The sequence below is a fragment of the Streptomyces sp. NPDC030296 genome (assembly GCF_055572815.1).
In genome coordinates, this window is record NZ_JBVICQ010000003.1 from 430,656 (window position 1) to 456,185 (window position 25,530).

The window sequence follows — 25,530 nt, forward strand, 5'->3', positions numbered from 1 at the left end:
GAGCGGGGAGCGGGAGAGTCCGGCCGACCCTCAGAAGTAGGTGCGGACGTAGTCCACGACCGTCCCGTCCGCCTCCACCACCGGGATCAGCTTCCACTTGTCGAACGACGTGCACGGATGGGACAGACCCAGCCCGACCCAGTCCCCGACCGACACGTCCGCCCCCGCCCGCGTGCGCAGCCAGGCGTGCTGATCGGACAGGCCCGTCACGGCGATGCCGTCGCCCGCGTCCCGCACCTCGCCCGACGCGGCGTCCCGCACCACCTCCACCGTCGGCAGATCGAGGTCGTACGCGGCGTCCCGCTTGCCGGCGTTCGCGAAGGCCTGCTCGGGGGAGGGGCGGGAGACGACCTGGGCCCAGAGCCGGAACGCGGGCTCCAGGGCACCCTCCTCGGGTACCCGGTTGAACGGGGTCAGACGCCGGTAGTGCCCGGCGTCGTGCGATACGTACGCCCCGGACCGCAGCAGCTTCAGCACGGGCGCCGTCAGCTCGGGGATCTCGTCGAACACCTCCGCCACCGCGTCGAACCAGGCGCTGCCGCCGGCGCTGACGACGATCTCCTCCAGCCCCGCGAACCGTCCCGCCCTGTCGAAGTCGACGGCCAGGGCGACGAGCCGCCGCAGCCAGTCGCCCACCCGCCCCAAAGTCGCGTCGGGCACCTCGCCCTCGTACCCGGCCACGCCCACCAGCCGGAGCGTCTCCACCCCGGCCACGGCGTCCGCGACCGCCGCGCCCTCCGCCTCCGTACGGACCCCGGTCCGCGCGCCGTCGCCCGCGGCGAACTCCAGCACCACGTCCAGCGGGCGCGCCGAGCCCCGCAGCGCCGCGTCCATCAGCTCCACGCCGCGCACGGAGTCCACGTAACAGACGAGCCGGAACGACGGATCGGCGGCCAGCTCGGCGGCGATCCACCGCAACGCCGCCGGGTCCACCACCTCGTTGGCGAGGAACACCCGCTCGATTCCGAACTCCCGCGCGACCCGCACCTGGTGCGGCACAGCGAGGGTGATGCCCCACGCCCCCCGCTCGATCTGCCGCCAGAACAGTTGCGGCGCCATCGACGTCTTCCCGTGCGGCGCGAAGGCCAGCCCGTGCCGCTCGGAGTACGCCTCCATCAGGGCCAGGTTGTGCTCCAGCCGCTCGGCGGACAGGGCGAGCACGGGAGTGGTGAACCCGCCGGTGAACAGGTTCCGGCGCTGCCCGGCCAGCTCCTCCACGCTCAGCCCGTCGGCGTCCGGAGGGAGGCCCTTGAAACGGTGGTCGACGCGTTCGGCGGCGAGACGAGCGAGCGCTTCGACACCCATGAGACCCTCCCTGAAAGGCACCGTTGCAGCAGCTGCAACACTCATTGCATATATCGCTCACGGCTGTCTAACATCCCAGCGAGCACCGGGTCAACGGTGCCCCCGCCCCCTGTCGAGGAGCCCCCACCGTGACCGCCGACGGTTTCTCCAAGGCCGCACCCGACGTCGTCGACGTCGTCGCGCTCGGCGAGTCCATGGTGACCTTCCTGCCCACCCGCCCCGGCCGCCTCGCCGACGTCCCCTCCTTCGAACGCGCCATCGGCGGAGCCGAGTCCAACGTCCTCTGCGCCCTCGCCGCCACCGGCCACACCACCCGCTGGGTCAGCCGCGTGGGCGCGGACGGCTTCGGCGACCACCTCCTCGAAACGATCGCGGCGCACGGCGTCGACGTCACCTCCGTGCGCCGCGACCCGGCCCGCCCCACCGGCGTCTACTTCCGCACGGCCGCGGACCGCGCGACCGACGCGCACGAGGTGGCGTACTACCGCCAGGGTTCGGCGGCGTCCGCGATGACCACCGACAACACGGACCTGCCGGCGGCCCGCGCCGCCCGCGTCCTCCACCTCTCCGGCATCACGGCCGCGCTCTCCCCGTCCTGCCTGTCCCTCCTCCAGGACCTGACGGCCCCCCATCCCGACCGCCCCCTCATCTCCTTCGACGTCAACCACCGCCCCGGCCTCTGGCCCCACGAAGACGCCCCCCAGGTCCTCCTCGACCTGGCCCGCCGAGCCGACCTGGTCTTCGTGGGCGAGGACGAGGCAGAGGAGACCTGGGGCCTCACGGGCGGCCCCCAAGCAATCCGGGCAGCCCTCCCGGAACCCACCACCCTGGTGGTGAAACAGGGCGCCCAAGGAGCCACCGTCTTCGAACGCGAAGCGGCCCAGCCGCGGACGGACGAGTCGGGTCCCGTCACCGGGGCGGCGCAGGCCCCCGCGGCGGGCCTGTCGCGTACGGACGAGTCGGCGCCCGTCACCGGGGCGGCGCTAGCCTCCGCGGCGGGTGAGCCGCATGCGGACGAGTCGGGGCCCGTCGCCGGGGTGGCGCAAGCCCCCGCGGCGGGTCAGCCGCGAACGGACGTGAGGGGGTGTGTCGGGGGGTGTCCGCCCGCAGCGGTTGGCGCGTCAACGGGTCCCACTTCCCGAGAAACCGATTCCGCGCCGTTCCGAGGACGGACACCCCCCGGCGCGCCCCCGACCCACCCCCACACCCCGCGCGCCCGACCCGCACCCGAACGCCCCGACACCACCACCTTCGTTCCGTCCCCCCACGTGACCGTCGTATCCCCCATAGGCGCAGGCGACGCCTTCGCCGCCGGCTTCCTCTCCGCCACCCTCCGCGGCCTACCCGCCAAGACCCGCCTCCGCCACGGCCACCTCATGGCCGCCGCAGCCCTCACCACCCCCGGCGACCTCGGCACCCCACCGATCCGCCACCACGCCGACCACCTCGCCGCCCTGGACGACGACACCTGGGGGACACTTCGACTCGCCCCCGGCTGGACAGAGGCACCGGACGGCGCCGACGAGGAGGTACGCACCACATGAGCCAGACCGTCGACCGCGCGCTCAGCATCCTGCCGCTGCTCGCCGAGGGCCCGGCCGACCTCGGCCAGGTCGCCGACCGCCTCGGCGTCCACAAGTCCACGGCCCTGCGCCTCCTGCGCACCCTCCACGAGCACGGCCTCGTCTACCGCCAGTCCGACCACCGCTACCGCCTCGGCGCCCGCCTCTTCGCCCTCGCCCAGGAGGCCGTGGAGAACCTCGACATCCGCGAGATCGCCCATCCTCACCTCGTACGCCTCAACGAACAGTGCGGCCACACCGTCCACCTCGCCGTGTACGAGGAGAACGAGGTCCTCTACATCGACAAGGTGGAGAGCCGCTACCCGGTCCGCATGTACTCCCGCATCGGCAAACCGGTCGCCATCACGGTCGCCGCCGTCGCCAAGCTGTGCCTCGCCGACCTCCCCGAAGCCGAGCGCCGGGCCCGCGTGGAGAAGCTCGACTACCCCATGTACACGTCCCGTTCGACCCCCAACGCCGCGGCGTTCCTGAAGGAGCTGGCGAAGGTCCGCGAACAGGGCTGGGCCACCGACCTCGGCGGCCACGAGGAGTCCATCAACTGCGTGGCCGCCCCCGTCCGGGGCGCCGACGGCCGGGTGGTCGCCGCGATGTCGCTCTCCGCCCCCAACGTCGTGGTCACCGCCGACGAACTCCTCACCCTGCTCCCCCTGGTACGCCGCACGGCGGACGCGATCAGCGGCGAGTACTCCGGCAGAACCCCGACGACGACCCCGCCTGAACCCGACGACCCCGCCTGAACCCGACGACGGACCCCGCCTGAACCCGACGACGGGCCCCGCCTGAACCCGACGACGGGCCCCGTCCGAACCCCACGCCGGACCCTCTTCGAACCCCCACGACAGACCCGCCCCCCAAAGGCCCCCCTCCGACCGACAAGGACCCCCACCATGACCGAGAAGATCGCCCTGACCCCGAAGACCCACGCCGCCCCGCCCGCGAAGTTCTCCCACGGGGTACGCAAGGGCAACATCCTCCAGGTCGCCGGCCAGGTCGGCTTCCTCCCCGCAGTGGAGGGACAGCCCCCCACCCCCGCGGGCCCCACGCTGCGCGAACAGACCCTCCAGACCCTCGCCAACGTCAAGGCGGTCCTGGAGGAGGGCGGCGCCACCTGGGACGACGTGATGATGATCCGCGTCTACCTCACGGACGTGGACCACTTCGCCGAGATGAACGCGCTCTACAACGCGTACTTCGAGGAACACCTCACCGTGGCGCCCCCGGCCCGCACCACGGTCTACATGGGCCTCCCGCCGGGCCTCCTGATCGAAATCGACGCGCTGGCGGTACTGGACGCCTGACGAACCACCCCGCGCGCCCCCTTGTCGGGCCGCAGATGCGGACATATGGCGGGCCGACTGTTCCCCGCACAGGATCGTCGACCATACTGCCCGCTGTGGAGCAGCGCATTGGTTCGAACAGCCAGCCCCTGGCCGCCGCCGCGGTCGACCCGTCGCACATCCCCGGACTCACGGCACCCGTGTCCGTGACGAAGGAGAAGCAGGAGGAGCCGGAGGACATCAAGCCGACGGAATCCGCCGAGCAGGCGGAGACCGTGGATGCGGACGAGGCTGTCCCGGCCGATGGCCCCGCCGCGGTGAGGAAGACCGCGGCCGAACCGGACGGCGAGGCCGACGCGAAGGCCGACGACGAGTCCGACGCGAAGGCCGGCAGCGAGCCCGACGCGAAGGCCGACGCCGGGGCCGTCGAGGACGAGGAGGCCGTCAAGGGCCCCGTCTTCGAGGCCGCCGACCGCCGCGCGAGGATCGTCGCCGACCACAGGGGCGTACGGCTCCAGCTCGACGACCAGGCGTGCGAGTTCCGCTGGGACGAGATCGGCGCGATCGAGACGGAGTCCCCCCGCTTCGGGAAGCGGTTCACCATCACGGTCCACACCCCGGACCGCCGCTGGTACCCCATCGAGATCGAGGCGAAGGCCAAGTCCGAGCACGCCGCGTGGGAGACCCGGATCGACGAGGTCCTGGACGCGTACTTCGAGGACGGCGACAGCGAAAAGAAGGACTCGGCCGAGCCCGCGACGGCGGACGACCCGGCCGATCCCGAGGGCACCGCGAAGCGGGACGCCGACGAGAGCGCGGACAAATAGCGCGCGCGACCATGAGCGGCACGGGGAACTGCGCGGCCGGCCACAGCGGGCCCGCAGTTCCCCACGCTCACTACCGACCCGTCGCTAGCAGTACTGCGCCTCCTTGCCGATGGACCGGTACATGCAGTCCGAGTTCTCCAGCAGTTGCAGCACGGCGTCCCGGTTGCGCGCGGTCTCCCGGGCGATCACCTCGTCGGGCGGGTAGAAGCCGCCCCCGCCGGCGGACGACGGGTACATCTCGAAGGTGTAGCCGAAGATCTTCTGGTTGCCCCACAGCCAGTCGTCGATCGACCCGTCGGTGATGTACAGGTCACTGGACTGCTCGGGCGTGTACCCGTTGCTCGCGGCCATCTTCTCGCCGACCGCCGCGAAGGCGTTGCGGTCGTCGGCCGTCATCCCGGTCGTCGTGTTCGCGGTCGTGTACCCGAAGGGCCACAGCACCAGCTCGCTGTACGTGTGGAAGTCGATGGCGGTCTTGATCTGCTGCGCCCCGCCGACGACACGGCTGCGGACGAAGTTCGCGACGACCTTCACCTCGGGCGCGGACTCGGCGGACGGACCCCGGTACGTCTCCGAGGACGTCGACCCGGACGAACCGCCGCAGCAGCCCCAGCGGTAGTTCCAGTTGCGGTTGAGGTCGGTGCCGACGGCCGACGAACCGCTGTTGGGCTGGCGGTTCTTGCGCCACGAGCGGTACGAGCCGGTGGCCACGTCGTACTCGCCGCCGTCCGGGTTGAGGTCCGGGATGATCCAGATCTCGCGGTTGTTCACCATGTTGGTGACGCGGGAGTCGGTGCCGTAGTCGGAGGTCAGCTCGTTCAGGAGGTAGAGCGCCATCTCGACGGTGAGGTGCTCGCGGGCGTGCTGGTGGTGGGTGAACAGCACCTCGGGCTCGGCCTCGTCGGTGCCGACGTTGTCGCTGATCTTGATGGCGACGATGTTCCGGCCCTGGTAGGAGGTGCCGATGACCCGCTGGCTGACGATCGAACTGTTCGCCGCGACCACGGAGTTGATCTCGTTCGTCATCTCCGCGTAGTTGTGGTAGCGGGAGTCGGCGGACGGGAAGTCGAAGAGGCGTACGTCGTCCTCGCCCTTCGACCGGTCCGGGACGGCGCCGAGCGGGGTGACCTCGTAGCCCTGCTGCTTGAGCTTCTTGATCTGGTCCGCGCGGCCCGAGACGAAGACCGAGTGGTCGTCGGCGTCGTCCACCGAGACACCGGCCTTCTGGAGTGCCGTGCGGGACTTGACGTCCGAGTGCATGTGGACCTCGTACTGGCGGATGTCGTCCGCCGAGGCCTTCGGGCGTTCGGCGCTGGTCGCCGTCGCGTCCGTGGTGGTCGCGGCGACCGGCGCCGCGAGGGCCATCGCCAGCAGGCCGACGAGGGCGGCGGTGCGGCGGCCCGATCTCCTGCCCGTGCCGTCGGGCACCGCTGATCTGCCGCGAATGCGGAGTCGCATGAGTCTCCTACTTTCTCCAGGAATTCCGGGGTCTCCGGAGTGGGGAGTGGAGCGGGGGGTGGATCCGTGCGACGTGCCTCGGGCCCGCCGATGACAACGAGGTGATCGTCGGGCCCTGGTGCGGGTGTGGCGCTCATGGTGCGGCTCTGGCATGACCAGGTCAAGAGTGGCCGGTGTGTGTGCCGGGGTCGCGTGGCCGGAAGGGGCCGCCAAATGGCCGGGGTTGGGGCGCGAACGGCCAGGTCGAGGGCGCCGGGCTCACGCGCCGGTGGCGCGACACCGCTCCCGCGCCCCTGAAAGTCGCGCAGTGTACGCGTGCGGAAGCGCGACTCCGCCTCCACCGCGCAAGAGTGCACCCGCAGGGGTGAACTATGGGTGCGATGCCGTGCGAACGCGGCGACAGTGGGAAGCCGCGCAAAAGGAGCCCCACACTCCGGCAACCCCCTCAACTCACTCCAGAGGACTGGCTGATCATGAGCGGATCAGCGCCACGCCGGGAACGGAACAAGCCGAGCGCGCCGGACACGCCGGGCGCGCTCGACACACCGAGCGCGCAGGGACCCACACGCGTGCCGACGGCACCGCGCACCACGTCGACGCCCCCGGGTGCGCCGCGCAGACCGGGCGCGTCGCGAACGGCGAGCCCGTCGCGAACGGCGAGCACCTCGCGGACGCCGGGTGCGTCGCATCCGGCGAGTACGTCGCGGGCGCCGGGCGCGTCCCGTACGGCGGCTGTCCCGAGCACGCCGATCACCCGCCGTCCACCGACCGCCCCGCCCACGCCCACCTCACCGAACGCGCCGCGCACGCCGCTTGCACCCGCCCCACCGGGCGCCCCCCGCGCCCTGAGAGCACCGAGCGCGTCCAGCGCCTCCGGGAGCTCCGGCGCCTCCTCCGTGGTGTCCACAGCGCCCAACGGGACCCGCGCCCCCAACGGGACCCGCCCGCCCAGCACCCCCCGTACGCCACCCCCCGCACCCCCGGCTCTCGCCTCCGCCCCCGGTCCCGCCCTGTCCGCAGCTCCCCCTCCCACCCCAGCCTCCATCCCCACCCCGGCCCCCCTCCCCGTAGAGACGACCTCCTTCGTCGACCGGCACCATGAACTCGCCGAAGGACGCCGCCTGCTGACCCGCAGTCGGCTGGTCACGCTCACCGGACCCGGCGGTGTGGGGAAGACGCGGCTGGCGTGCCGGCTCGCCGCCCGGGCGGAGCGGGCCTTCCCGGACGGCGTCCGCCTCGTCCACCTCTCCGATCTGCACGACCCAGCCCTGGTGCTCGCGGCAGCCGCCGAGGCGCTCGGTCTGCCCGATCCGCTCCCCTCGCTCGCCCCGCTCGACGCGATCGTCCGGCACGTACGCGACCGTCGTCTCCTCCTGGTCCTCGACAACTGCGAACACCTGCTGCCCGCCTGCGCCGACCTCGTCGCCGCTTTGCTGCGCGGCACCACCGGCGTCCGGATCCTCGCCACGAGCCGTCACCGTCTGGCACTCACCGAGGAACACCTCCTGGAGGTTCGCCCCCTCCCGGTGCCCGACCCCGACGGCGACCTCTCCGACCCCGCCGCGCACCCGGCGCTCGCCCTGTTCGCCGACCGTGCCGCCGCCGTGGTCCCGGGCTTCACGCTCTCCCCGGCGAACCGCGCGTCCGTCGCCCGTCTCTGCCACCGCCTCGACGGCCTCCCGCTCGCCATCGAACTCGCCGCCGTCCGGCTGCGCGTCCTCGGGGTCGACCAACTCCTGGAACGCCTCGACGACCGTTACCGCCTCCTCGCCGCCTCGGGCCCCGGAGTCCAGCCGCGCCACCGGACGCTGCGCGCGGCCGTCGACTGGAGTCATGACCTCTGCACCCCCGGGGAGCGCTCCGTCTGGGCCCGTGCCTCCGTCCTGACCGGCAGCTTCGACCTGGAGACCGCGGAAAGCGTGTGCGCGGACGCCGAGACGGACACCAGCAAGGGCGGCGCGAGCGTGAGCGCGCACCCGGGTGCGGACAAAGACTTGGACCCCGGCCCCGTCCCCGGCCCCGTCCCCAGCCCTGACACCGATGCCGCCCCCTCCCTCCGCACCCCGTACGACGTCCTCGAAGCCGTCGCCGGGCTCGTCGACAAGTCCGTGCTGACCCGCGAGGAGCACTGGAGCGGCACCGTCCGCTACCGCCTCCTCGACGGCCTTCGCCACTACGGCCTCGACCTGCTGCGCCGCACCCCGGGGGCGGAGGCCGACGCCCGGCGCCGCCACCGCGACTGGACGCAGCGTCGGGTGGCGGCGTACGAGCGGGCCTGGTTCGGGCCGGGCCAGCGGGAGATCGCCGCGCGGCTCCGCGCCGACCAGGACAACCTGCGTACGGCGCTCGAGTTCAGCCTCACCACCGCCGGCGAGGCCCTGGCCGGGCTGCGGCTCGCGGGCGGCCTCTGGTTCCACTGGTACGCCGGCGGGGCACCGGGCGAGGGCCTGCACTGGCTGGAGCGCGCCCTGGACGCCAACCCCGAGCCGACCCTCGAACGCGCCCGCGCCCTGTGGGCCGCGGCCCTCCTCCTGACCGCCGCAGGCGAGGACACCTCCCGAGCCCGCCAACTGGCCGCGGAATCCCGCGAACTGGCCCTCGACCTCACCCCCGACCTCCGCCGCCCGGCGGCGACACAGTCCGCCCCCGCCGAAGCCGCCCACGCCGAGTACGTCCTCGGCCTGACCCTGCTGTCCGGCGGCGACCCCACCGGTGCCGTAGCCCACTACGACTCCGTCCTCGCCGGTGTCCCCGCCACCGGCCACCTGCCGGCCCTCGCCGCGCTGGAACAGGTGCAACTCGCCCACGCCCTCGTCCCCTTGGCACAGACCGACCGTGCCGTGGCGCTCTGCGAGCAGACCCTGCGGCGCTGTGAACGGCACGGTGAGGACTGGGTGCGGTCGTCCGCGCTGCGGGCCCTGGCGCACGCGTACACTGCGCGGAAGCAGTGGCACCGCGCCGAGTCGCACGCCCGTGAGGCGCTGCGCCGCGGGCTCGCGCTCCATGACGTGGTCGGGGTCGCCCTCTCCCTCGACCTGCTGATCGACATCACCACCGCCCTCGGCGCCCGCGAACGTGCCGCCGTCCTCCTCGGCGGCACGGACCGCCTCCGGGCGGCCAACCTGCGGTCGGGCCCGGGGAGTTCGGGCAACCGGGACGGCGAACGCACCGCCCGCCGGGACAGCGAGGCCCTCCTGCGCCGGTCCCTCGGCCGGGGCCCGTTCGAGCGGGCGTACCGGCGTGGCGGCACCCTGGGCCTCGACGAGCTGGTGTCGTACGCGCTCCAGCAGGAGCCCCCGCAGACCGTGCCCGAGACCCCGGTGCCGCTCACCGCCCGGGAGACCGAGGTCGCCCTGCTCGTGGCGGAGGGACTCGCCAACCAGCAGATCGCGGACCGCCTGGTCATCGCCCGCCGTACCGCCGAGGGCCATGTCGAGCGGATCCTCGGCAAGCTCGGCTTCCACAACCGCAGCCAGATCGCCGCCTGGGCCACCACCCAGGGCTTCGCCGCGGAGCGGTCCTGAACGTTACCCCTGTATGGGTTCGTACATGCCCATCAGCCTTGTACGGCGGCAATTACGGACGTACTGGGGCGTGAAGCAGGTATATGCACACAGGGAAACGGGTAATCCTCCCCGTGTGCCGTACCCCCGGTGGGGCAACCCTGGAAGCATGCTGCAACTCTCCGGGGGTCTCCTTCCGGATTCCGGCCCCCACTTCGCCTCGTACTTCCAACCCTCCATGGGAGCGGGTCATCTGAGTGTCGAGTACGACCCCCGTCCGACCGCCGCGGCAGAGGCACGCGCGGAGGTCCGCAGGCAGTTGGAGGGATGGGGACTGCTCGACCAGACCGATGTCGCGGAGCTGCTGGTGAGCGAACTCGTCACCAACGCCCTGGTGCACGCGGAGAGCCGTCTGAAGCTGACGCTGACCGCGGCGCACGGCGTCCTGCGCTGCGAGGTGTCGGACACCGACGGGCGCCCGCCCCGGGTGCGACGGGTCACGGAGATATCGGAGAGCGGCAGAGGGATGTTCCTGGTGGAGGCGCTCGCCGGGCGCTGGGGCTGCCACCAGGACGGGCCGGGCAAGACCGTGTGGTTCGAGCTCGGCACGTGCGGGTCCGCCGGCTGTGGTCGGCGACAGCCGGCGTAGCCCGCGGAGTTCCGGGCAGCGGCCTCGTCAGCCGCCCCTGAACCACAGCCCGGGCCCCGGCGGCTGGTCCAGCCGCCGGGGCCCGTTCCACGTCACGGCCCTCTCCCACCGCCTCCGCGACCCCGGCAACCCCCCGTTTTCCTTCACCGCACGCCCTCTTGTGCCCGCCCCGGCTTTACGCTTTCTTGATCCGCATGGCTGACACCACGGACAACACAGCTACCGGGGGAGCGACATCGGCCCCGCGCAAGTCCAGTTGGAAGTACATCGGCCCCGGCATCGTCGTCGCCGCGACCGGCGTCGGCGCCGGCGACCTCGTGGCGACCCTGATCGCCGGCAGCAACTTCGGCTACACCCTGCTGTGGGCGGCCGTCATCGGCTGCCTCGTCAAGATCTCCCTCGCCGAGGCCGCCGGCCGCTGGCACCTGGCCACCGGCCGCACCCTCTTCGACGGCTGGGCCAGCCTCGGCCGCTGGACGACGTGGTTCTTCGTCGTCTACGTGGTGATCTGGGGCTTCGCGTACGGCGCGGCCGCCATGTCGTCCAGCGCCCTGCCCCTGCAGGCGCTGTTCCCGGACGTCATGGACCTCGAATGGTGGGCCATCCTGTGCGGCCTGTCCGGGCTGGTCTTCGTCTGGTTCAACAAGTACGCCGTCTTCGAGAAGGTCATGACTGTCCTCGTCGGCGTCATGTTCGTGGTGACGGTCTATCTGGCGATCCGGGTCACCCCGAACCTCCCCGAGGCGTTCGCGGGCCTTCTCCCCGTCCTGCCCGACGAGAAGGACTCCGTCCTCAACACCCTCGGTCTCATCGGCGGCGTCGGCGGCACCATCACGCTGGCCGCGTACGGCTACTGGGTCAACGCCAAGGGATGGACCGACGCCGGCTGGATGAGGATCATGCGCCTCGACAACCGGGTCGCGTACGCCACGACCGGCATCTTCGTCATCGCGATGCTCTTCGTCGGCGCGGAACTGCTGCACTCCGCGAACATCGCCATCGCCAGCGGCGACAAGGGGCTCATCCAGCTCGGCGGCATCCTGGAGGACGAGTACGGCCCGGCCACCGCCAAGTTCTTCCTGATCGGCTTCTTCGCCACCTCGTACACCTCCCTCATCGGCGTCTGGCACGGTGTGAGCCTGATGTTCGCCGACTTCGTCGCCCGCTACCGGAAGAAGGGCGCGGTGAAGGGCGAGCAGGTCGCCTCCGGCGAGCGCGAACGGTCGTGGCCGTTCCGCGCGTATCTGCTCTGGCTGACCTTCCCGCCCATCGTCCTGCTCTTCCAGGGCCAGCCGTTCCGCCTGATCATCCTCTACGGCGTCCTCGGCGCGGCCTTCCTGCCCTTCCTCGCCGCCACCCTCGTCTGGCTCCTCAACTCCTCCCGCACACCCCGCGAGTGGCGCAACGGGATGGTGAGCAACGCGATGCTGGTGATCGCGGGCCTGCTGTTCCTGGTGCTGTGCGTGAAGCAGATCTGGGACCAGAACTGGGCGGACTTCTTCTGACCGCGGCGAAGCGGCACGGGGCGAGGGCGCCGGCCGGTGATCAGCCGATCCCGGCCCACTCTTCGCTGGTGGCGATGGCCTTGAGCTGGGCCATGGTGAGGGCGGGGGTGGCGCGGGTCGCGGCGGTGTGCTGGGCCCCGGAGTTGAAGGCACTGACCGCGACACGGGTGCCGTCGGGCCGGAGCGCTTCCACGGTCCACATCACGACGCCCTCGCCGCCCTTCTCGCCGGGCCCCTGCCGGGTGACGACCTTCGTCCCGTCGGGCAGGGTCTCGGCGTCGGGCCCGAACAGCGAGGTCGGACCGCCCAGCTGCACGTTCGCCTGCACCAGGCTGCGCCCCTTGCCGTCGTCGAGGACGGCATACACGAAGCCGGTGTGCTCGGTGCCGTCGAGGACGACCTTGACATCCTTCGGCACGAGCCTGACCAGCGTCGCCCGGATCGCGTCATCGCCGACCAGTGGCGGTTCGGCGGATCCGGGGGAGGGGTCGGTGCTCGGCGAGCGCTCGGTCCGGTCGTCCGGCATCGCCTCGATGGCCTTGATCCAGTACGGGTGCGTCGCGATCTCCGCCAGCTCGGACTCGCGCAGGGGCGGTGCCTTCCGGGTGACCGGGGCGCCCTTCTCGAGGGGCGCGTTCCACTCCGAGACGGTCACGAAGTAGCCCTGCGGCGTCACCAGGTTGGCGAGCCAGAGCCTCGTGTTCTCCCGTCGGCCCGCGAACGTGTACCCCTGGTGGACCATGAGCGTCGAGCCGTCCTCCAGCTTGTTCGAGCGGCAGGCGTCGAAGTTGCTCTGGTTGGTGTCCGGGCACTGTGTCGCGTGAAAGGCCTCGTCGCTGCCCGGATCGATCCGCGAGAGCCCGACCTGTACGGCCGCCGCGCCCTTGCCGTCGTCGTACACGACCCGCGCGTACGGCCCCTCCTTCGCGCCCGTGCCGCGGCCCTGCGCGTCGCTGAACTCCCCTTCCGGCATCAGGCGCTTGAGCGTACGGACGAGATCGGTGCCGGACACCTTCCCGTCGTCGTCCCGCGGCGCGTCCGAGGCGGCCACGGACGACGTGCCGTCGGGGCCGCCCCCGCCGCCCGGCAGCAGCGCGCCGCCCACCCCGACGAGCGCGATCCCCGCCACCCCGCCGAGCACCGCCGCCCGCCGCCGGAACAGCAGCCGACGGCCGCGTGCGGCGCCACCGGCGACGAGTGTTTGCCCGTCGGCGACGAAGGAGTCCCCGGCTCGGCGCAGGGCGTCACCGATCCGGCCCTCGAAGCGGTCGTCCTGCTGCTGACGCTGGTCTACGGGCATGGCGCACCGCCGTTTCTGTGGCTGAAGGGGGGAGTCTCTGGGGCCGAACTGGAGGTGTGGTGGACCTGGGAGGGGTGGGGGCCCGGGGCCTCAGGGAGTGACGTACTCACCGATGCCGTCCCCAAGGAGGACACGAAGCCGGGCGAGGGCGCGGACGCAGCGCGTCCGTACCGCCGCCGAACTGGCGTTCATCGCCGCCGCGGTCTCCTCGATGGACCGGTCCTCCCAGTACCGCAGGACCACCACGGCCCGGTCCTTGGCGGGCAGTTGGGCGAGCGCCTCCACGAGCGTGAGCCGCAGCGAGGAGTCGGAACCGGGCGACGCGGGCACGTCCGGAATCACATCGGTGGCCCGCTCCCTGCTGCTGCGCCGCCGCTGATGGGCGAGGAACACCCTGGTCAGCACGGTCTGCGCGTACCCGGCGGGGTTGTCGGCCCGCCGTACCCGCCCCCACTTCACGTACAACCGCCCGAGGGTCTCCTGCACGAGGTCCTCGGCGAGGTGTGTGTCCCCGCCGGTGAGCAGACACGCGGACCGGTACAGATGCCCCGCGCGCGCCGCCGCGAACTCCTGGTACTCGTCCGCGCGGACTGATCTCATCTCTGGCTTCCCCCTGCCGGGCTCGTCGGCCTGTCACTCCTTTGATGCGGTGACCCCCGGGGAATGTTTCACCGAAGGCAGAGGGATACGGTGCGGTACGAGTCACACCGACGGGGCAGAAGGACGAACACCCATGGACCAGCCGGAACAGGGCCACGAGCCGACGCCGAGACCGGAGCGGCAGGCTGAGGAGCAGGGACGACCGGAGCCGCACGGGCAGCCGGAGCCTGAGCCGCAGCGGCAGGGTCAGCCGTGGGCACCGCCGGGAGGGCAGCCGGGGGAGCAGACGACTCCCGCGCCCGCGCCGGCCCCGGAGCCTCCGGCCGGCCAGACCCAGCCCGCGCCGGCACAGACACCGTCCCAGGGCTTCGGCCCGCCACCACCACCGCCGGGAGCGGCGCCGCAGCCGTACGGTGCGCCGGCCCCACAGCCGTACGGGCAACCGCAGCAGGGGTACGCGTACCCGTACCCGCAACAGCCCTACGCCCAGCCGCCGCAGCCGTACGCCCAACCACCCCAGCCGTACGGGCAGCCCTCGCAGCCGTACACCCAACCCCCGCAGCCGTACGGTCAGCCGCCCCAGCCACAGCAGTACGCACCCCAGCCGTACGCGCCGCAGGCACACCCCTACCCACAACCGCCGCAGCCCCAGCCGCCCCACCCGTACGCACCCCCTACCTCCGGGGCGGCACCGGCGGGCCCCGATTCCACGGGCCCGGAGTTCCTGGCGGTCGACCGCCACAACTCCATCGTCATCGACGTGTCAGGCGTGGCCTTCGAGGACCACGGAGTCTCCGTCGACTTCCCGTGGTCCGAGATCCGCAGCGTCCACTACAAGGCGAGCCCCAACGGCAAGGCCCTCATGGTCGCGGTGGTCCACCTGGACGGCAGCTTCTTCGAGTGCACGGTCGAGGCCAAACCCCGAACCCGCCTCCACGAGTGGTTCCCCCACCTGGCCCACGTACTGGGCTACTACCGGCCGATGGGCTAGCGCCCACTGAACCCTTTTGGTTTCCCGCGGAAGGCATAGCGCGGGACTTCGGCGGGCTGGTCGACGTCGGCTACTGGAAGCAGAGCGCCGAGAAGGTGCTGCGCGCCAAGGCCGGAGGGTCGCTCACCCTCGGCCCCGACGGAGTCACCAGGAACGACCCGCTTCCCGAGGTCGAGACCGAGGCCCACGTCGAGGGGGTCCGGCGGCTCATCGGGCGCATCACCCGGTACGAGGCCCGGATGCGCGCCGACGGGATCCTCGACGAGAACCGGTACGTCACCTCTGTCGAGGCCTGGGACCTCGGCCGGGCCTCGAAGATGGCCCGCTGGGGACTCGGCGCCCGGTTCGGGACGCTGAAGGAGGCGGAGGCCGCGGTCGTGCGGGCCGGGCGCGCGGCGGCCGTCGAGTACCGGTCGTGGCGGGACTTCTCCGCCGGATACATCCTCGGTCGCTGTCTGCACTTCGACGACGAGGAGTTCGGCGACTGGTACACGGAGATGGTCGCCGCCCACCGCATCCTGATGTCCGACCCCGGCAGCCCCTGGCTCAACATCCCCTTCCGCTGAGCACCGACGACTGCCGCCGATCGCCCGGACGAACCGACGGCGCTCAGAGGGGTCGACGGCGCTCAGAGGGGCCGACCGGCATCGGGGGCCGCCGCCGAGACGGGCAGGCCCCCTCGTGGCCCCACCGGCTATGCGCCCGGCCGCTCCCGCCACTTGTCGACGACGGCCCGCTCCAGCACCGCCGACTCGTCCATGACCGTCCCCTTCTTGCCCATCGGCCCGTCGGCCGTCAGATAGCTCCGCCGGCCGATGTACTCCAGGCTGTGCCGGTCGAAGATCCACTCGGTGGCCCAGTCGGCGTGCCCGTCGACGCGGCGGATGCCCACCCCGTGCCGTCCGGCCGGGTCCACCGCGTTCTCGATCCGGGTCACCCCGGGGATCCTCGCGGCGGCCTCGTACAGCGCGGCGGCGGTCCTCGACGGCATGACCGACGTGCCGAGCAGCTCACCGATCTTGTCGAAGACGGCCTGGTCCTTCTCCTGCCCCTCGAAGGTCCTGGTCAGGCGGGAGAGCCGGTCGAGGAGTCGCTCGGGGTCGGTCGGCAGCGACGCCAGCCACGTGTACGTGGGGCGGTCGATGCCCGCGGGCGTCCCCGGGGACCCCGGCGGCAGCAGCTCCCGAACCGGGACGTAGCCGCCGCTCTCGTAGTGCAGGGCCACCTGCTTCACGGGGCCGGGCTCCTGCGGCAGCCACGCCTCCACCTCGTGCGGCTTCCCCGGTACGAACACACTGTTCTCGTCCTTGGCCTCCGCTCCGGCCGAGAGGCTCTTGACGTACACGAACTGGTCGTCGCGTACGGGTGTGACCTCCGTGTCCGCGGCCACCTCGGCGATCCGGTCGAGCAGGACGACCGCGGTCTCCTTGTCGGACGTCCGCACCCCGAGGCCGGAGTCCAGGGTCGTGACCAGCCCGGCGGTCAGCGCCCCGGCCAGCGTCAGCGCGGCGGCCGGCATCCAGAGCGCGGGGCGCGGCCTCCGCAGGCGGGACCCGCGGACGGCGGAGTCCCGGCCGCCGGCAGCGGCGGCGGCCGGGTCGGCGGGCGTGGTGGAGGCGGCGTCGGGCCGGCCTTCGTCGATGAGTCGCATCAGGCGTTCCTTGTGGTGGGAGAGGCGACCAGGGGGAACGTCCCGCTCGGGCGGGGGCGGCAGCAGTCGGGCCAGCTCCTCGTTCATCGGGATCCCTCCTGAATCTCCTTGAGTCGAAGGGCCGCGAACGCGGCCTCACCCTCTACCTCTCCGCGGCGGCGCCCCGGTTCCTCACTCTTTGTCAGGGATCTTCCGCGCTGCTCGCCCAGCCGCTCGTCCGTCAGCCGCCGCAGCCGCTCCCTCGCCCGCGACAGCCGTGACCGGACCGTCCCGACCGGCACCCCCAGCGCCTCGGCCGCCTGCGCGTAGTCGAGCCCCGACCACACGCACAGCGCCAGCACCTCCCGCTCGCCGCGCCTGAGCCGCCCGTACACCTGGCGGACGGCGGCGAGCCGGCGCGCGTCGTCGACGCGTCCGGCGGTCTCGTCGGCGAAGTCGGCCACCGGGTCGGGGCCGGGGCGACGGGCCAGGAAGGCCAGCCGGCGGCCGAGGCCCCGGTTGGCGTTGCGGGCCTTGTTGGTCGCCATGCCGAGCAGCCACGGCTTGAGCGAACCGCCGTCCGGGTCCAACTGCTCCCGGGTGCGCCACGCGTCGAGGAAGGTGTCCGCCATCACCTCCTCGGCCGTCGACCAGTCGCCGGTGAGCCTGTAGGCGTGGTTGTAGACGGCGCGCGCGTACGCGTCGTAGACCTCGGAGAACGCCGCCCGGTCACCGGCCCGTATCCGCGCCCGCACGGGGTCGCCGACCTCACTCATCTCGTATGCACCTCTTCCACCTCACACCCTTGCCTCTCCGCGGGACGGGGCGGGTTCCGGTGACGTGCGCCACAGAGGTGGGGGCGGGCGGTGACACGTCCGCCGGCGGCACCCGAAGGCACCGCCGGGGAAACGGTCACCCGTCGATGTCGACGGCGGCCCCGGACGTCATCACCGGAGCCGCCGCGACGCCCTACGGCAGTCCGCGCGTCGACGTCCTACGGCAGTCCGTGCACGTGCGGTCCCACCGCGTTGGACCACGCGTTGCCCGCCGTCGCGTCCCAGTTCGTCGACCAGGTCATCGCGCCGCGCAGGTCGGGGTAGGTCCGCGGCGGCTTGAAGGAGCCGCAGTTGGTGCCCCGGGCGAGGCAGTCGAGCGCGCTGTTGACGACGCTCGGGGCGACGTACCCGCTGCCCGCGCCACGCGTCGAGGCGGGCAGGCCGAGGCCCACCTGGGACGGGGCGAGGCCGCCCTCCAGCTGGATGCAGGCGAGCGCGGTCAGGAAGTCCACCGAGCCCTGGCTGTAGACCTTGCCGTCGCAGCCCAGCATCGAACCGCTGTTGTAGTACTGCATGTTGACGACGGTGAGGATGTCCTTCACGTTCAGCGCCGTGCGGAAGTACGCGTTGGACGTCGACTGCATGTCGATGGTCTGCGGAGCCATGGTGAGGACCATCGAGGGGCCCGCCTTCGCCGACAGGGCCCGCAGCGCCTGCGTCATGTACGTCGCGTCGAGACCGTTCTCCAGGTCGATGTCGACGCCGTCGAAACCGTACGTCTGCATCAGGGAGTACACGGAGTTCGCGAAGTTCGTCGCGGAGGCCGCGCTGTTCACGGCCACCGTGCCGCGCTCGCCGCCGACGGAGACGATGACCTTCTTGCCCGCGGCCTGCTTGGCCCTGACGTCCGCCTTGAACTGGTCGACGGTGTACCCGCCGAGGCCCGCCGAGTCGAGGTTGAACGTCACCGCGCCCGGAGTCGTGGTGGCGTCGGCGAAGGCGACGGCGATGATGTCGTACTGCGACGGGACGTCGGACAGCTTCTGCACCGTCGCCCCGTTGTTGAAGTTCTGCCAGTAGCCGGTCACCGCGTGCCGGGGCAGCCCTGTGCCGGGACCGCCGGGCGACGCCGTCGTCGTCCCCGTCACCGTCGCCGACCTGGCCGACTCGCCCGCCGCGTTCACCGCCGAGACCTGGAAGGTGTACGAGGTGGAGGCGGCGAGCCCGGTCACCGTGGCGGACGTGCCGCTGACGGCCTGGACCTTCGTGCCGCCGCGGTACACGTTGTAGCCCGTCGCGCCCGACACCGCGTTCCACGCCAGCGACACGGACGAGGACGTCGTGCCGGAGACGGTGAGGCCCGCCGGGGTGGACGGGACGGTCGGCGGCTGGTCGCCGCCACCGCCGCCGTCGGGCCCGAACACCGACACGTCGTCCGCGAAGTACGCCGCCTGCCCGTACCAGCCGTGCGTGTAGACCGTCACCGACGTCGTCGAGGCGCCCGTCGTGAAGGTGGTCCTCAACTGCTTCCAGTCCGACGAGTCCGGCGTCCACGTCGACACGTCGGTCGTCCCGGTGCCGCTCGCTCCCAGATATGTGTACCCGCCCCGCACCCAGGCGCTCAGCGTGTACGTCGAGTTGGGCTTCACCGCGACGGTCTGCACGCAGCGGGCGTTGTCCTGCCCGGCCGGAGCGGCGCGCAGGGCGGCGGCGCCGCCGTGCACGGGGGAGGAGACGGTCGTGCCGCTGCCCGCCGAACACGTCCAGTTCGCGAGGCCCGACTCGAAGCCGGCGTTCCTGGCGTTGTTGATGTCGGCGGCGGACGCCGGGGCCGCTCCGGCGAGGGTGAGGCCGGCGGCGGCCAGTACGGCGGTGACGGCTCCCGCCGCCCATCTGCGTATGCGTGGGGGTATGCCTGAGACGCGGTCCACTTGGTGCCTCCGGTGGGGAGTGGGATGAGGACGGTGGCCACCGCTGGACGTACAAGTTGGTCCAGACCAATCGGGTTGTCAATACTCCGTTCCGGGGCCCGTTCACCCGTAAGGGCGCGCCAAGCTCCCAGTTCGCCCGTCGAGTTGGGGCATATGCGTCTCACTCTGTGTGGATACGGCCCGCACCTTCGGTGAGTTGATCAAGGAGATTCAGTGTTGATCGGGCCATGCCGTGGATATGGTGCTGATGCAAGACGATGCAGGAGGGACGGCGAGTCGTGTGCCGCCCCTCTCGGGGCCGACTGAGGCGGTGGTTCGACCACCCCGCCGCAGTGAACGGGGTGGTGTGCAGCGTGCCGACCGCGATAGCCGTCACCAGTGCCGATCTGGTGCTCCCACCGCACGACCGGCAGACACCGCCCGCGGCCGTACAGCCCCAGGAGACCCTGGAGAGCTCCCTGCTCGGCATGCACGCGCTCATCGAGCAGCACGGCTACGTCATCGCCCTCCACCAGGCGTCCGGCGCGACCCCGGAGGAACTCGCCGTCACCCGGCGCCTCCAGACCGTCCGCTCCGTCCTGGAGAGCGACCGCATCGCCGTGCTCGGCGTCGACCTGCCGCCCCTCGGACTCGCGCTGCTGGCCCAGCAGTTGCGCCAGCTGTCCGCCTGCGACTTCAGCCCGGGCGTGCTCGCCTCCTCCGTACGCCTCCTCGCGCACTACATCTACGCCGGCGCCGTCCTCGGCACCGTCGCCAAACTCGACCGGATCCCGGTCACGCTCAAGGCGCACGCCAAGTCCTGGCTGCCGGGCGCCCAGTTCGCCGTACTGGCGACACCGCGCCCCCAACTGGTCCGGCTGAACGTGGCCGGCCAGGAACCGCTGGCCGGACCCGAGTTCGGCACCCGGCTGCTGGTCGCCCAAGGGCCGCAGCCGCCGTCCGACTGGGTGACCGCGACCCTCGCGCCCGCCTGGAAGGTGCAGGGGGCCGCCACCGTGCCGCTGCCCGAGGGGTCCGTGCGCTGGTGGGGGACCGGGAAGCTCGTCGAGTTCGCCGCCGGGCTCTCCGACGTCTCCGTGCTCTACCAGCTCGTGTCCTCCGTACGCCGGGAGACCTGCCACTGGTGCGGGCTGGAACTCATCGGCGACCGCTGCGGATTCTGCGCCGCCCCACTGCGCGAACCCGAGACCGCCCCGGCCCGCGCCCTTCCGCAGGGCGCCCCATGAAGGACGCGCGCCCCCTCCGCACGCAGGTCCGCTCCACTGCCCGGCACGTCCCCACGAGGTGAGATTCAGTGAACTCGCGCCAGCGCCGCGGCGTCGTCCTGCTGGTCCTGTCGGCCCTGTGCGCCCTGGCCGCCTTCGCCGGGGTGCTCTCGGTGATCCGCGACGTGAACTCCAAGGTCGGGCCCGAGGTGACGGCCTACCGGCTGAAGGATGACATCGCGCCCTACAAGGAGCTGACCGCGGGCCAGTTCGAGAAGATCTCGATGCCGGAGCGATGGCTGTCCGACACCGCGATAACCGACCTCGCCGACATCCGCGGCAAGATCGCCGTCACCCAGCTGGAGAAGGGCTCCCTCCTCCAGTCCGACATGATCGTCGACCGTCCCGAACTGAAGCCGGGCCAGCAGGAGATCGCGATCATGATCGACGCGTCGACCGGCGTGGCCGGAAAGATCAACCCCGGTTCGCTGGTCAACATCTACGCCACGTTCGAGGAGAAGGACAGCGACTCCGGCAAGGACACCTCCAAGCTGATGGTCTCCGACGCCCGCGTCATCGACGTCGGCAGACTCACCCCCCTCGAACCGGGCCAGTCCAGCAGTGAACGCCGCCGCACGGTCACCGAGGCCGTCCCGATCACCTTCGCGCTCGACACCGCCGACGCCCAGCGCGTCGCGTTCGCCGAGTCCTTCGCTGAGCACGTCCGTCTCGCCCTCGTCGGGGGCGGCGACGCCACGGTCGTCGTACCGGACGACCGCTCGTACACGCTCGACGAGGACAAGGAGAAGACCGCGCGATGAGGTCGGTCCGGAACGTCCGCACGAGGGCACCCCGAACGGGGGTGCGTCGAATGCCCCTGCGGCTGGGCATGCTGATGAGTGAACAGGGACAGGCGTCACCGGGGGAGCCCACCGGGGCCGGCACGGGAACGGGGAACCGCCGATGACCATCCGCATCCTCCCCGCCGTCGGGGACATCGACTCGGCCCGCGCCCTGACCACCCTGCTCGGCCAGCTCGCCGACGCCGAACCCGCCCCACCCGTGCCCGACTCCACCGCCCTCCTCGACACCCTGGCGCGTCTCGCGGCCGACTCCCTCGACGAACTGCCCGAGGTCGTCCTGGTCCACGAGCGCATCGGCCCGGTACCCGCACTTGACCTGGTCCGGGACCTCGTCCTGCGCTTCCCGGCGGTCGGTGTCGTCCTCGTCACCTCCGACACCAGCACCGGTGTCCTCACCGCCGCCATGGACTCCGGCGCCCGCGGCATCGTCAACCTCCCGCTGTCCTACGACGCCCTCGCCGAACGCGTCCAGGCCGCCGCGGCCTGGTCGACGGGCATGCGCCGCCACCTCGGCAGCGGCACCCCCGAGCTGTACGCGGGCCCCGGCGGCACCGTCGTCACCGTCAGCGGAGCCAAGGGCGGCGTGGGCGCCACCGTCGCCGCCGTCCAACTCGCCCTCGCGGCCTGCGCGTCGGGCCGTACGGTCGCCCTCCTCGACCTGGACCTCCAGTCCGGGGACGTGGCCTCGTACCTCGACGTGCAGTTCCGCCGCTCCGTCGCCGACCTCGCCGGGATCACGGACATCAACCCCCGCGTCCTCCAGGAGGCGGTGTTCACGCACGACACCGGCCTCTCCCTCCTCCTCGCACCCGCCGAGGGTGAACGCGGCGAGGAGGTGACCGACCGCGTCGCCCGCCATGTCCTCGCGACCCTGCGCTCCCGCCACGACGTGGTGATCGTCGACTGCGGCTCGCAGATGACCGCGGCGACCGCCGCGGCCGTCGAGATGGCCGACCAGGCCCTCCTCCTCGTCACCCCGGACGTCGTCGCCATCCGCGCCGCCAAACGCATGGTCCGCCTCTGGGACCGCCTCCAGATCCGCAAGGCGGAGGAGACCCTCACCGTGGTCAACCGCCACTCGCGCGGCACGGAGATCCAGCCGTCCCTGGTCGAGAAGGTCACCGGCACGAAGGTGGCCCGCAACGCGGTCCCCGCCGCCTTCAAGGACCTCCAGTCCGTCGTCGACGCGGGCCGCCTCCAGGACCTGGACGCCCGCTCCTCGGTCAAGCAGGCCCTGTGGTCCCTGGCCGGCGAACTCGAACTGGTCACCCCCCAGGAGACCGGCGGCGGCGGCCGCCGCCGCAAACCGTCCTCCGACCGCGGCGCCCTCGTCCTGCGCCGCAAGGGCGACCGGGGCTCGGCCACCCTCGAATTCGCCGGAATGTTCCCTCTCCTCCTGATCGTCATGACGATCCTCTGGCAGGCCGCCCTCTACGGCTACACGTACTCCCTCGCCGGCAACGCCGCCGACGAGGCCGCCCGCGCCGCCACCGCCGCCCACGCCATCGACGGCGACGTCCCGGGCGCCTGCCAGGCCGCCGGCACCCAGCACCTCCCCGGCGCCTGGAGCGACACCTCCATCGACTGCGCCTCCAACGGCACGGTCATGAAGGCCGAGGTAGAGGCCCCGGTGCCCCTCTTCTTCCCCGGCTTCGACGCGGGCTGGACGGTAAGCGCCGAAGCCGGCGCCGCCCTGGAGAAGTCCCCATGACCCCCACAGCACCCCAGCCCCACCCGCCCGAGGCGCCGCCCACACCGGGCCGACCGCACACGGACGAGCCGACGCACGCCACCGGGGCGGCGCAAGCCCCTGCGGCGGGTGAGCCGCTCGCGCACGAGCCGACGCACGCCACCGGGGCGGCGCAAACCCCTGCGGCGGGTGAGCCGCTCGCGGACGTGTCGGGGGACGTCGCTGGGGCGGTGCAAACCCCTGCGGCGGGTGAGCCGCTCGCGGACGTGTCGGGGGACGTCGCCGTGGCGGCGCTACCCCCCGCCGGAGGCGAGCCGCACGCGGACGGGTCGGGGGACGTCGCCGTGGTGGCGCAAGCCCCCTCCGTGGGTGTGGCGCGTACGGACGTGAGGGGGTGTGCCGGGGGGTGTCCGCCCGCAGCGGTTGGCGCGTCAACTCGTTCCGCTTCTCGGGCGACCGATTCCGCGCCGTTCCGAGGACGGACACCCCCCGGCGCGCCCCCGACCCACCCCCACACCCCACGCGCCAGACCCGCACCCCAACGAACCCGCCTCCGCAGCGACCGAGGCGCGGCCATCCTGGAGTTCGCCGGCTTCCTCCCCATCCTCCTCCTGGTGGCCATGGCAGCCATCCAACTCGGCCTCATCGGCTACGGCATCAGCCAGGCCGGCTCAGCCGCGAGAGCGGCGGCCCGCGCCGAGTCCCTCGGCAACGACGGCGTCGCCGCGGGCCAGGCCGCGGCGAGCGGCTGGCTCAACCCGGAGGTGAGCCCCAACCAGGGCCCCGACACCACCACCGCCACAGTCATCGTCACGGTCCCTTCCGTGATCCCCCTCTTCGACCCCGTCTCCCTCGAACGCACAGCGACGATGCCGAACGACGAGGACGACGACTGACGAGAAGCCCCCACGCCAGACAGAAAGCACCGCCCCGCCCCCGAGAGGAGTTGACGAAGAGATGAGCCTGCGATCCCGTATCGCCGCCCCCGACGAGGGGGGAACCGGACGCGAGGACGGACACCTCGTGGCCGTCTACCGCGCCAAGCTCCTCGAAGAGATCGACCTCGCCGAGATGTCGGCCCTGACGGCGGCCGACCGCCGAGCCCGCCTGGAACGCGTCCTCGGCCACATCATCAGCCGAGAAGGCCCGGTCCTCTCCTCCGCGGAACGCTCCCAGCTGATCCGCAGAGTCGTCGACGAGGCCCTCGGCCTGGGCGTCCTGGAGCCGCTCCTCGCCGACGCCTCCGTCACCGAGATCATGGTCAACGGCCCCGACTCGATCTTCGTGGAGCGAGCCGGCCGCGTGGAACAGCTCCCGCTCCGCTTCGCCTCCACGGACCAGCTGATGCAGACGATCGAACGCATCGTCTCCACGGTCAACCGCCGCGTCGACGAGTCGAACCCCATGGTCGACGCCCGCCTCCCCACCGGCGAACGCGTCAACGTCATCATCCCCCCGCTCGCCCTGACCGGCCCGACCCTCACGATCCGCCGCTTCCCGAGGGCGTACACCCTCCCGGAGCTGATAGGCCTCGGCTCCCTCGACGAGCAGATGCTGATGCTGCTGGCCGCGTTCGTCCGCGCCCGCTTCAACGTGATCGTCAGCGGCGGTACCGGCACGGGCAAGACGACCCTCCTCAACGCGCTCTCCGGCCTGATCCCACCCCGCGAGCGCATCATCACCATCGAGGACTCCGCCGAACTCCAGCTCCAGCAGGACCACGTCATCCGCCTGGAGTCGAGGCCGCCCAACATCGAGGGCAAGGGCCAGATCACCATCCGCGACCTGGTGCGCAACTCCCTCCGCATGCGCCCGGACCGCATCATCGTGGGTGAGGTCCGCGGCGGCGAGACCCTGGACATGCTCCAGGCGATGTCGACGGGCCACGACGGCTCCCTCGCCACGGTGCACGCCAACTCGGCCGAGGACGCGCTGATGAGGCTGCAGACCCTCGGCTCGATGTCCGAGGTCCTGATCCCCTTCGAGGCGCTCAAGGACCAGATCAACTCGGCGGTGGACGTCGTAGTCCAGCTGACCCGTTTCGCCGACGGCTCCCGCAAGATCACGGAGATCGCGCTGCTCGTCTCGCACGGCCGGGAGCAGTTCCGCATCGCCACCGTCTCCCGCTTCGCCCCGGACCCCCTGGGCGCCGACCGCGTGGTCCACGGCCGCTTCGAGCACCTGCCGATCCCCCGCCCGGTCGCGGAGAAGCTGTACGTGGCGAACGAGCCGCTGCCACCGGCGTACGGCGTGGCGGAGGCCATAGACGTACTCCACACGAGGCAGGCCATCGGATGAAGCCCGGCACCGGCCCTACAGCCCGCACCCGCACGCGCCCCACGACCCGCACCCGCCCCACGACCCGCACCCGCCCCACCCCCCAGCCCAACCCCACATCCCCGCCCCCACCCCGCCCCGAGCCCCCAGACAGGAGCAC

General features: G+C 72.1%; 22 protein-coding genes. 14 read left to right on the forward strand and 8 right to left on the reverse strand.

Annotated elements, in window-relative coordinates; all coding sequences use genetic code 11:
* Nucleotides 1-30 precede the first annotated feature (30 nt).
* Nucleotides 31-1,305, reverse strand: a complete 1,275-nt coding sequence (locus ACZ4Z3_RS09975; protein ID WP_468500511.1) for an alanine racemase — start codon at nucleotides 1,303-1,305, stop codon at nucleotides 31-33.
* A 128-nt stretch (nucleotides 1,306-1,433) separates the two neighbouring features.
* Here ACZ4Z3_RS09975 and ACZ4Z3_RS09980 point away from each other — a divergent pair, with 128 nt between their 5' ends.
* From ACZ4Z3_RS09980 to ACZ4Z3_RS09995, 4 genes are all read left to right on the forward strand, one after another.
* On the forward strand, nucleotides 1,434-2,849 hold the full coding sequence (locus ACZ4Z3_RS09980; protein WP_468500512.1) for a sugar kinase: 1,416 nt from the start codon (nucleotides 1,434-1,436) through the stop codon (nucleotides 2,847-2,849).
* Entirely contained in the window at nucleotides 2,846-3,625 is a 780-nt protein-coding gene (locus ACZ4Z3_RS09985) for an IclR family transcriptional regulator (protein ID WP_468500513.1), read from the forward strand. The genes ACZ4Z3_RS09980 and ACZ4Z3_RS09985 overlap by 4 nt, the downstream gene beginning before the upstream one ends.
* 150 nt (nucleotides 3,626-3,775) lie before the next feature.
* On the forward strand, nucleotides 3,776-4,186 hold the full coding sequence (locus ACZ4Z3_RS09990; RefSeq protein ID WP_468500514.1) for a RidA family protein: 411 nt from the start codon (nucleotides 3,776-3,778) through the stop codon (nucleotides 4,184-4,186).
* Between the two features lie 95 nt (nucleotides 4,187-4,281).
* Nucleotides 4,282-4,992, forward strand: a complete 711-nt coding sequence (locus ACZ4Z3_RS09995; RefSeq protein ID WP_468500515.1) for a hypothetical protein — start codon at nucleotides 4,282-4,284, stop codon at nucleotides 4,990-4,992.
* An 84-nt stretch (nucleotides 4,993-5,076) separates the two neighbouring features.
* Here ACZ4Z3_RS09995 and ACZ4Z3_RS10000 read toward each other — a convergent pair whose 3' ends face one another.
* Both ACZ4Z3_RS10000 and ACZ4Z3_RS10005 read right to left on the reverse strand, forming a co-directional pair.
* Nucleotides 5,077-6,450: a M14 family metallopeptidase gene (locus ACZ4Z3_RS10000; protein WP_468500516.1), complete on the reverse strand. Its 1,374-nt coding sequence runs from the start codon at nucleotides 6,448-6,450 to the stop codon at nucleotides 5,077-5,079.
* 445 nt (nucleotides 6,451-6,895) lie between these two features.
* Nucleotides 6,896-7,357, reverse strand: a complete 462-nt coding sequence (locus tag ACZ4Z3_RS10005) for a hypothetical protein (RefSeq protein ID WP_468500517.1) — start codon at nucleotides 7,355-7,357, stop codon at nucleotides 6,896-6,898.
* A 103-nt stretch (nucleotides 7,358-7,460) separates the two neighbouring features.
* Here ACZ4Z3_RS10005 and ACZ4Z3_RS10010 point away from each other — a divergent pair, with 103 nt between their 5' ends.
* The 3 genes from ACZ4Z3_RS10010 to ACZ4Z3_RS10020 all read left to right on the forward strand — a co-directional run bounded on the left by ACZ4Z3_RS10010 (nucleotide 7,461) and on the right by ACZ4Z3_RS10020 (nucleotide 12,107).
* The gene (locus ACZ4Z3_RS10010; RefSeq protein ID WP_468500832.1) at nucleotides 7,461-9,974 is read left to right on the forward strand and encodes an ATP-binding protein; all 2,514 of its coding nucleotides are present in this window, start codon (nucleotides 7,461-7,463) and stop codon (nucleotides 9,972-9,974) included.
* Nucleotides 9,975-10,191: 217 nt separating this feature from the next.
* On the forward strand, nucleotides 10,192-10,602 hold the full coding sequence (locus tag ACZ4Z3_RS10015) for an ATP-binding protein (protein WP_468500833.1): 411 nt from the start codon (nucleotides 10,192-10,194) through the stop codon (nucleotides 10,600-10,602).
* 194 nt (nucleotides 10,603-10,796) lie between these two features.
* A complete protein-coding gene (locus ACZ4Z3_RS10020; protein ID WP_468500518.1) occupies nucleotides 10,797-12,107 on the forward strand; it encodes an Nramp family divalent metal transporter in 1,311 nt (436 codons plus the stop codon).
* A 40-nt stretch (nucleotides 12,108-12,147) separates the two neighbouring features.
* Here the strand turns inward: ACZ4Z3_RS10020 and ACZ4Z3_RS10025 are convergent, their stop codons facing one another.
* Nucleotides 12,148-13,407, reverse strand: coding sequence for a hypothetical protein (locus ACZ4Z3_RS10025; protein ID WP_468500519.1), 1,260 nt, complete (start codon nucleotides 13,405-13,407; stop codon nucleotides 12,148-12,150).
* 90 nt (nucleotides 13,408-13,497) lie between these two features.
* Complete coding sequence (locus ACZ4Z3_RS10030) at nucleotides 13,498-14,007, reverse strand: SigE family RNA polymerase sigma factor (RefSeq protein ID WP_107463384.1); 510 nt, start codon at nucleotides 14,005-14,007, stop codon at nucleotides 13,498-13,500.
* Between the two features lie 133 nt (nucleotides 14,008-14,140).
* Between ACZ4Z3_RS10030 and ACZ4Z3_RS10035 the strand changes: the two genes are divergently transcribed.
* Together ACZ4Z3_RS10035 and ACZ4Z3_RS10040 are read left to right on the forward strand one after the other, a co-directional pair.
* Entirely contained in the window at nucleotides 14,141-14,998 is an 858-nt protein-coding gene (locus tag ACZ4Z3_RS10035; RefSeq protein ID WP_468500520.1) for a hypothetical protein, read from the forward strand.
* Nucleotides 14,999-15,093: 95 nt separating this feature from the next.
* Complete coding sequence (locus ACZ4Z3_RS10040; RefSeq protein ID WP_468500521.1) at nucleotides 15,094-15,564, forward strand: DUF1266 domain-containing protein; 471 nt, start codon at nucleotides 15,094-15,096, stop codon at nucleotides 15,562-15,564.
* Nucleotides 15,565-15,692: 128 nt separating this feature from the next.
* On the opposite strand, the gene ACZ4Z3_RS10045 is transcribed toward ACZ4Z3_RS10040, so the two are convergent.
* From ACZ4Z3_RS10045 to ACZ4Z3_RS10055, 3 genes are all read right to left on the reverse strand, one after another.
* A complete protein-coding gene (locus ACZ4Z3_RS10045; protein WP_468500522.1) occupies nucleotides 15,693-16,736 on the reverse strand; it encodes a CU044_5270 family protein in 1,044 nt (347 codons plus the stop codon).
* Nucleotides 16,733-17,404 (reverse strand): RNA polymerase sigma factor, encoded by a 672-nt coding sequence (locus ACZ4Z3_RS10050; RefSeq protein ID WP_468500523.1) that lies wholly within the window; start codon nucleotides 17,402-17,404, stop codon nucleotides 16,733-16,735. The genes ACZ4Z3_RS10045 and ACZ4Z3_RS10050 overlap by 4 nt, the downstream gene beginning before the upstream one ends.
* 218 nt (nucleotides 17,405-17,622) lie before the next feature.
* Nucleotides 17,623-19,335, reverse strand: a complete 1,713-nt coding sequence (locus ACZ4Z3_RS10055; RefSeq protein ID WP_468500524.1) for a chitinase — start codon at nucleotides 19,333-19,335, stop codon at nucleotides 17,623-17,625.
* A gap of 353 nt (nucleotides 19,336-19,688) precedes the next feature.
* Between ACZ4Z3_RS10055 and ACZ4Z3_RS10060 the strand changes: the two genes are divergently transcribed.
* From ACZ4Z3_RS10060 to ACZ4Z3_RS10080, 5 genes are all read left to right on the forward strand, one after another.
* A complete protein-coding gene (locus tag ACZ4Z3_RS10060) occupies nucleotides 19,689-20,561 on the forward strand; it encodes a hypothetical protein (protein WP_468500525.1) in 873 nt (290 codons plus the stop codon).
* A 68-nt stretch (nucleotides 20,562-20,629) separates the two neighbouring features.
* Nucleotides 20,630-21,361 (forward strand): Flp pilus assembly protein CpaB, encoded by a 732-nt coding sequence (gene cpaB, locus ACZ4Z3_RS10065; RefSeq protein WP_468500526.1) that lies wholly within the window; start codon nucleotides 20,630-20,632, stop codon nucleotides 21,359-21,361.
* 142 nt (nucleotides 21,362-21,503) lie between these two features.
* Entirely contained in the window at nucleotides 21,504-23,114 is a 1,611-nt protein-coding gene (locus ACZ4Z3_RS10070) for an AAA family ATPase (protein WP_468500527.1), read from the forward strand.
* A gap of 557 nt (nucleotides 23,115-23,671) precedes the next feature.
* Nucleotides 23,672-23,989 carry a TadE/TadG family type IV pilus assembly protein gene (locus ACZ4Z3_RS10075; protein WP_468500834.1) on the forward strand — a complete coding sequence of 106 codons (318 nt, stop codon included), beginning with the start codon at nucleotides 23,672-23,674 and terminating at the stop codon, nucleotides 23,987-23,989.
* Between the two features lie 61 nt (nucleotides 23,990-24,050).
* Nucleotides 24,051-25,391, forward strand: a complete 1,341-nt coding sequence (locus tag ACZ4Z3_RS10080; RefSeq protein ID WP_055717910.1) for a CpaF family protein — start codon at nucleotides 24,051-24,053, stop codon at nucleotides 25,389-25,391.
* Nucleotides 25,392-25,530 lie beyond the last annotated feature (139 nt).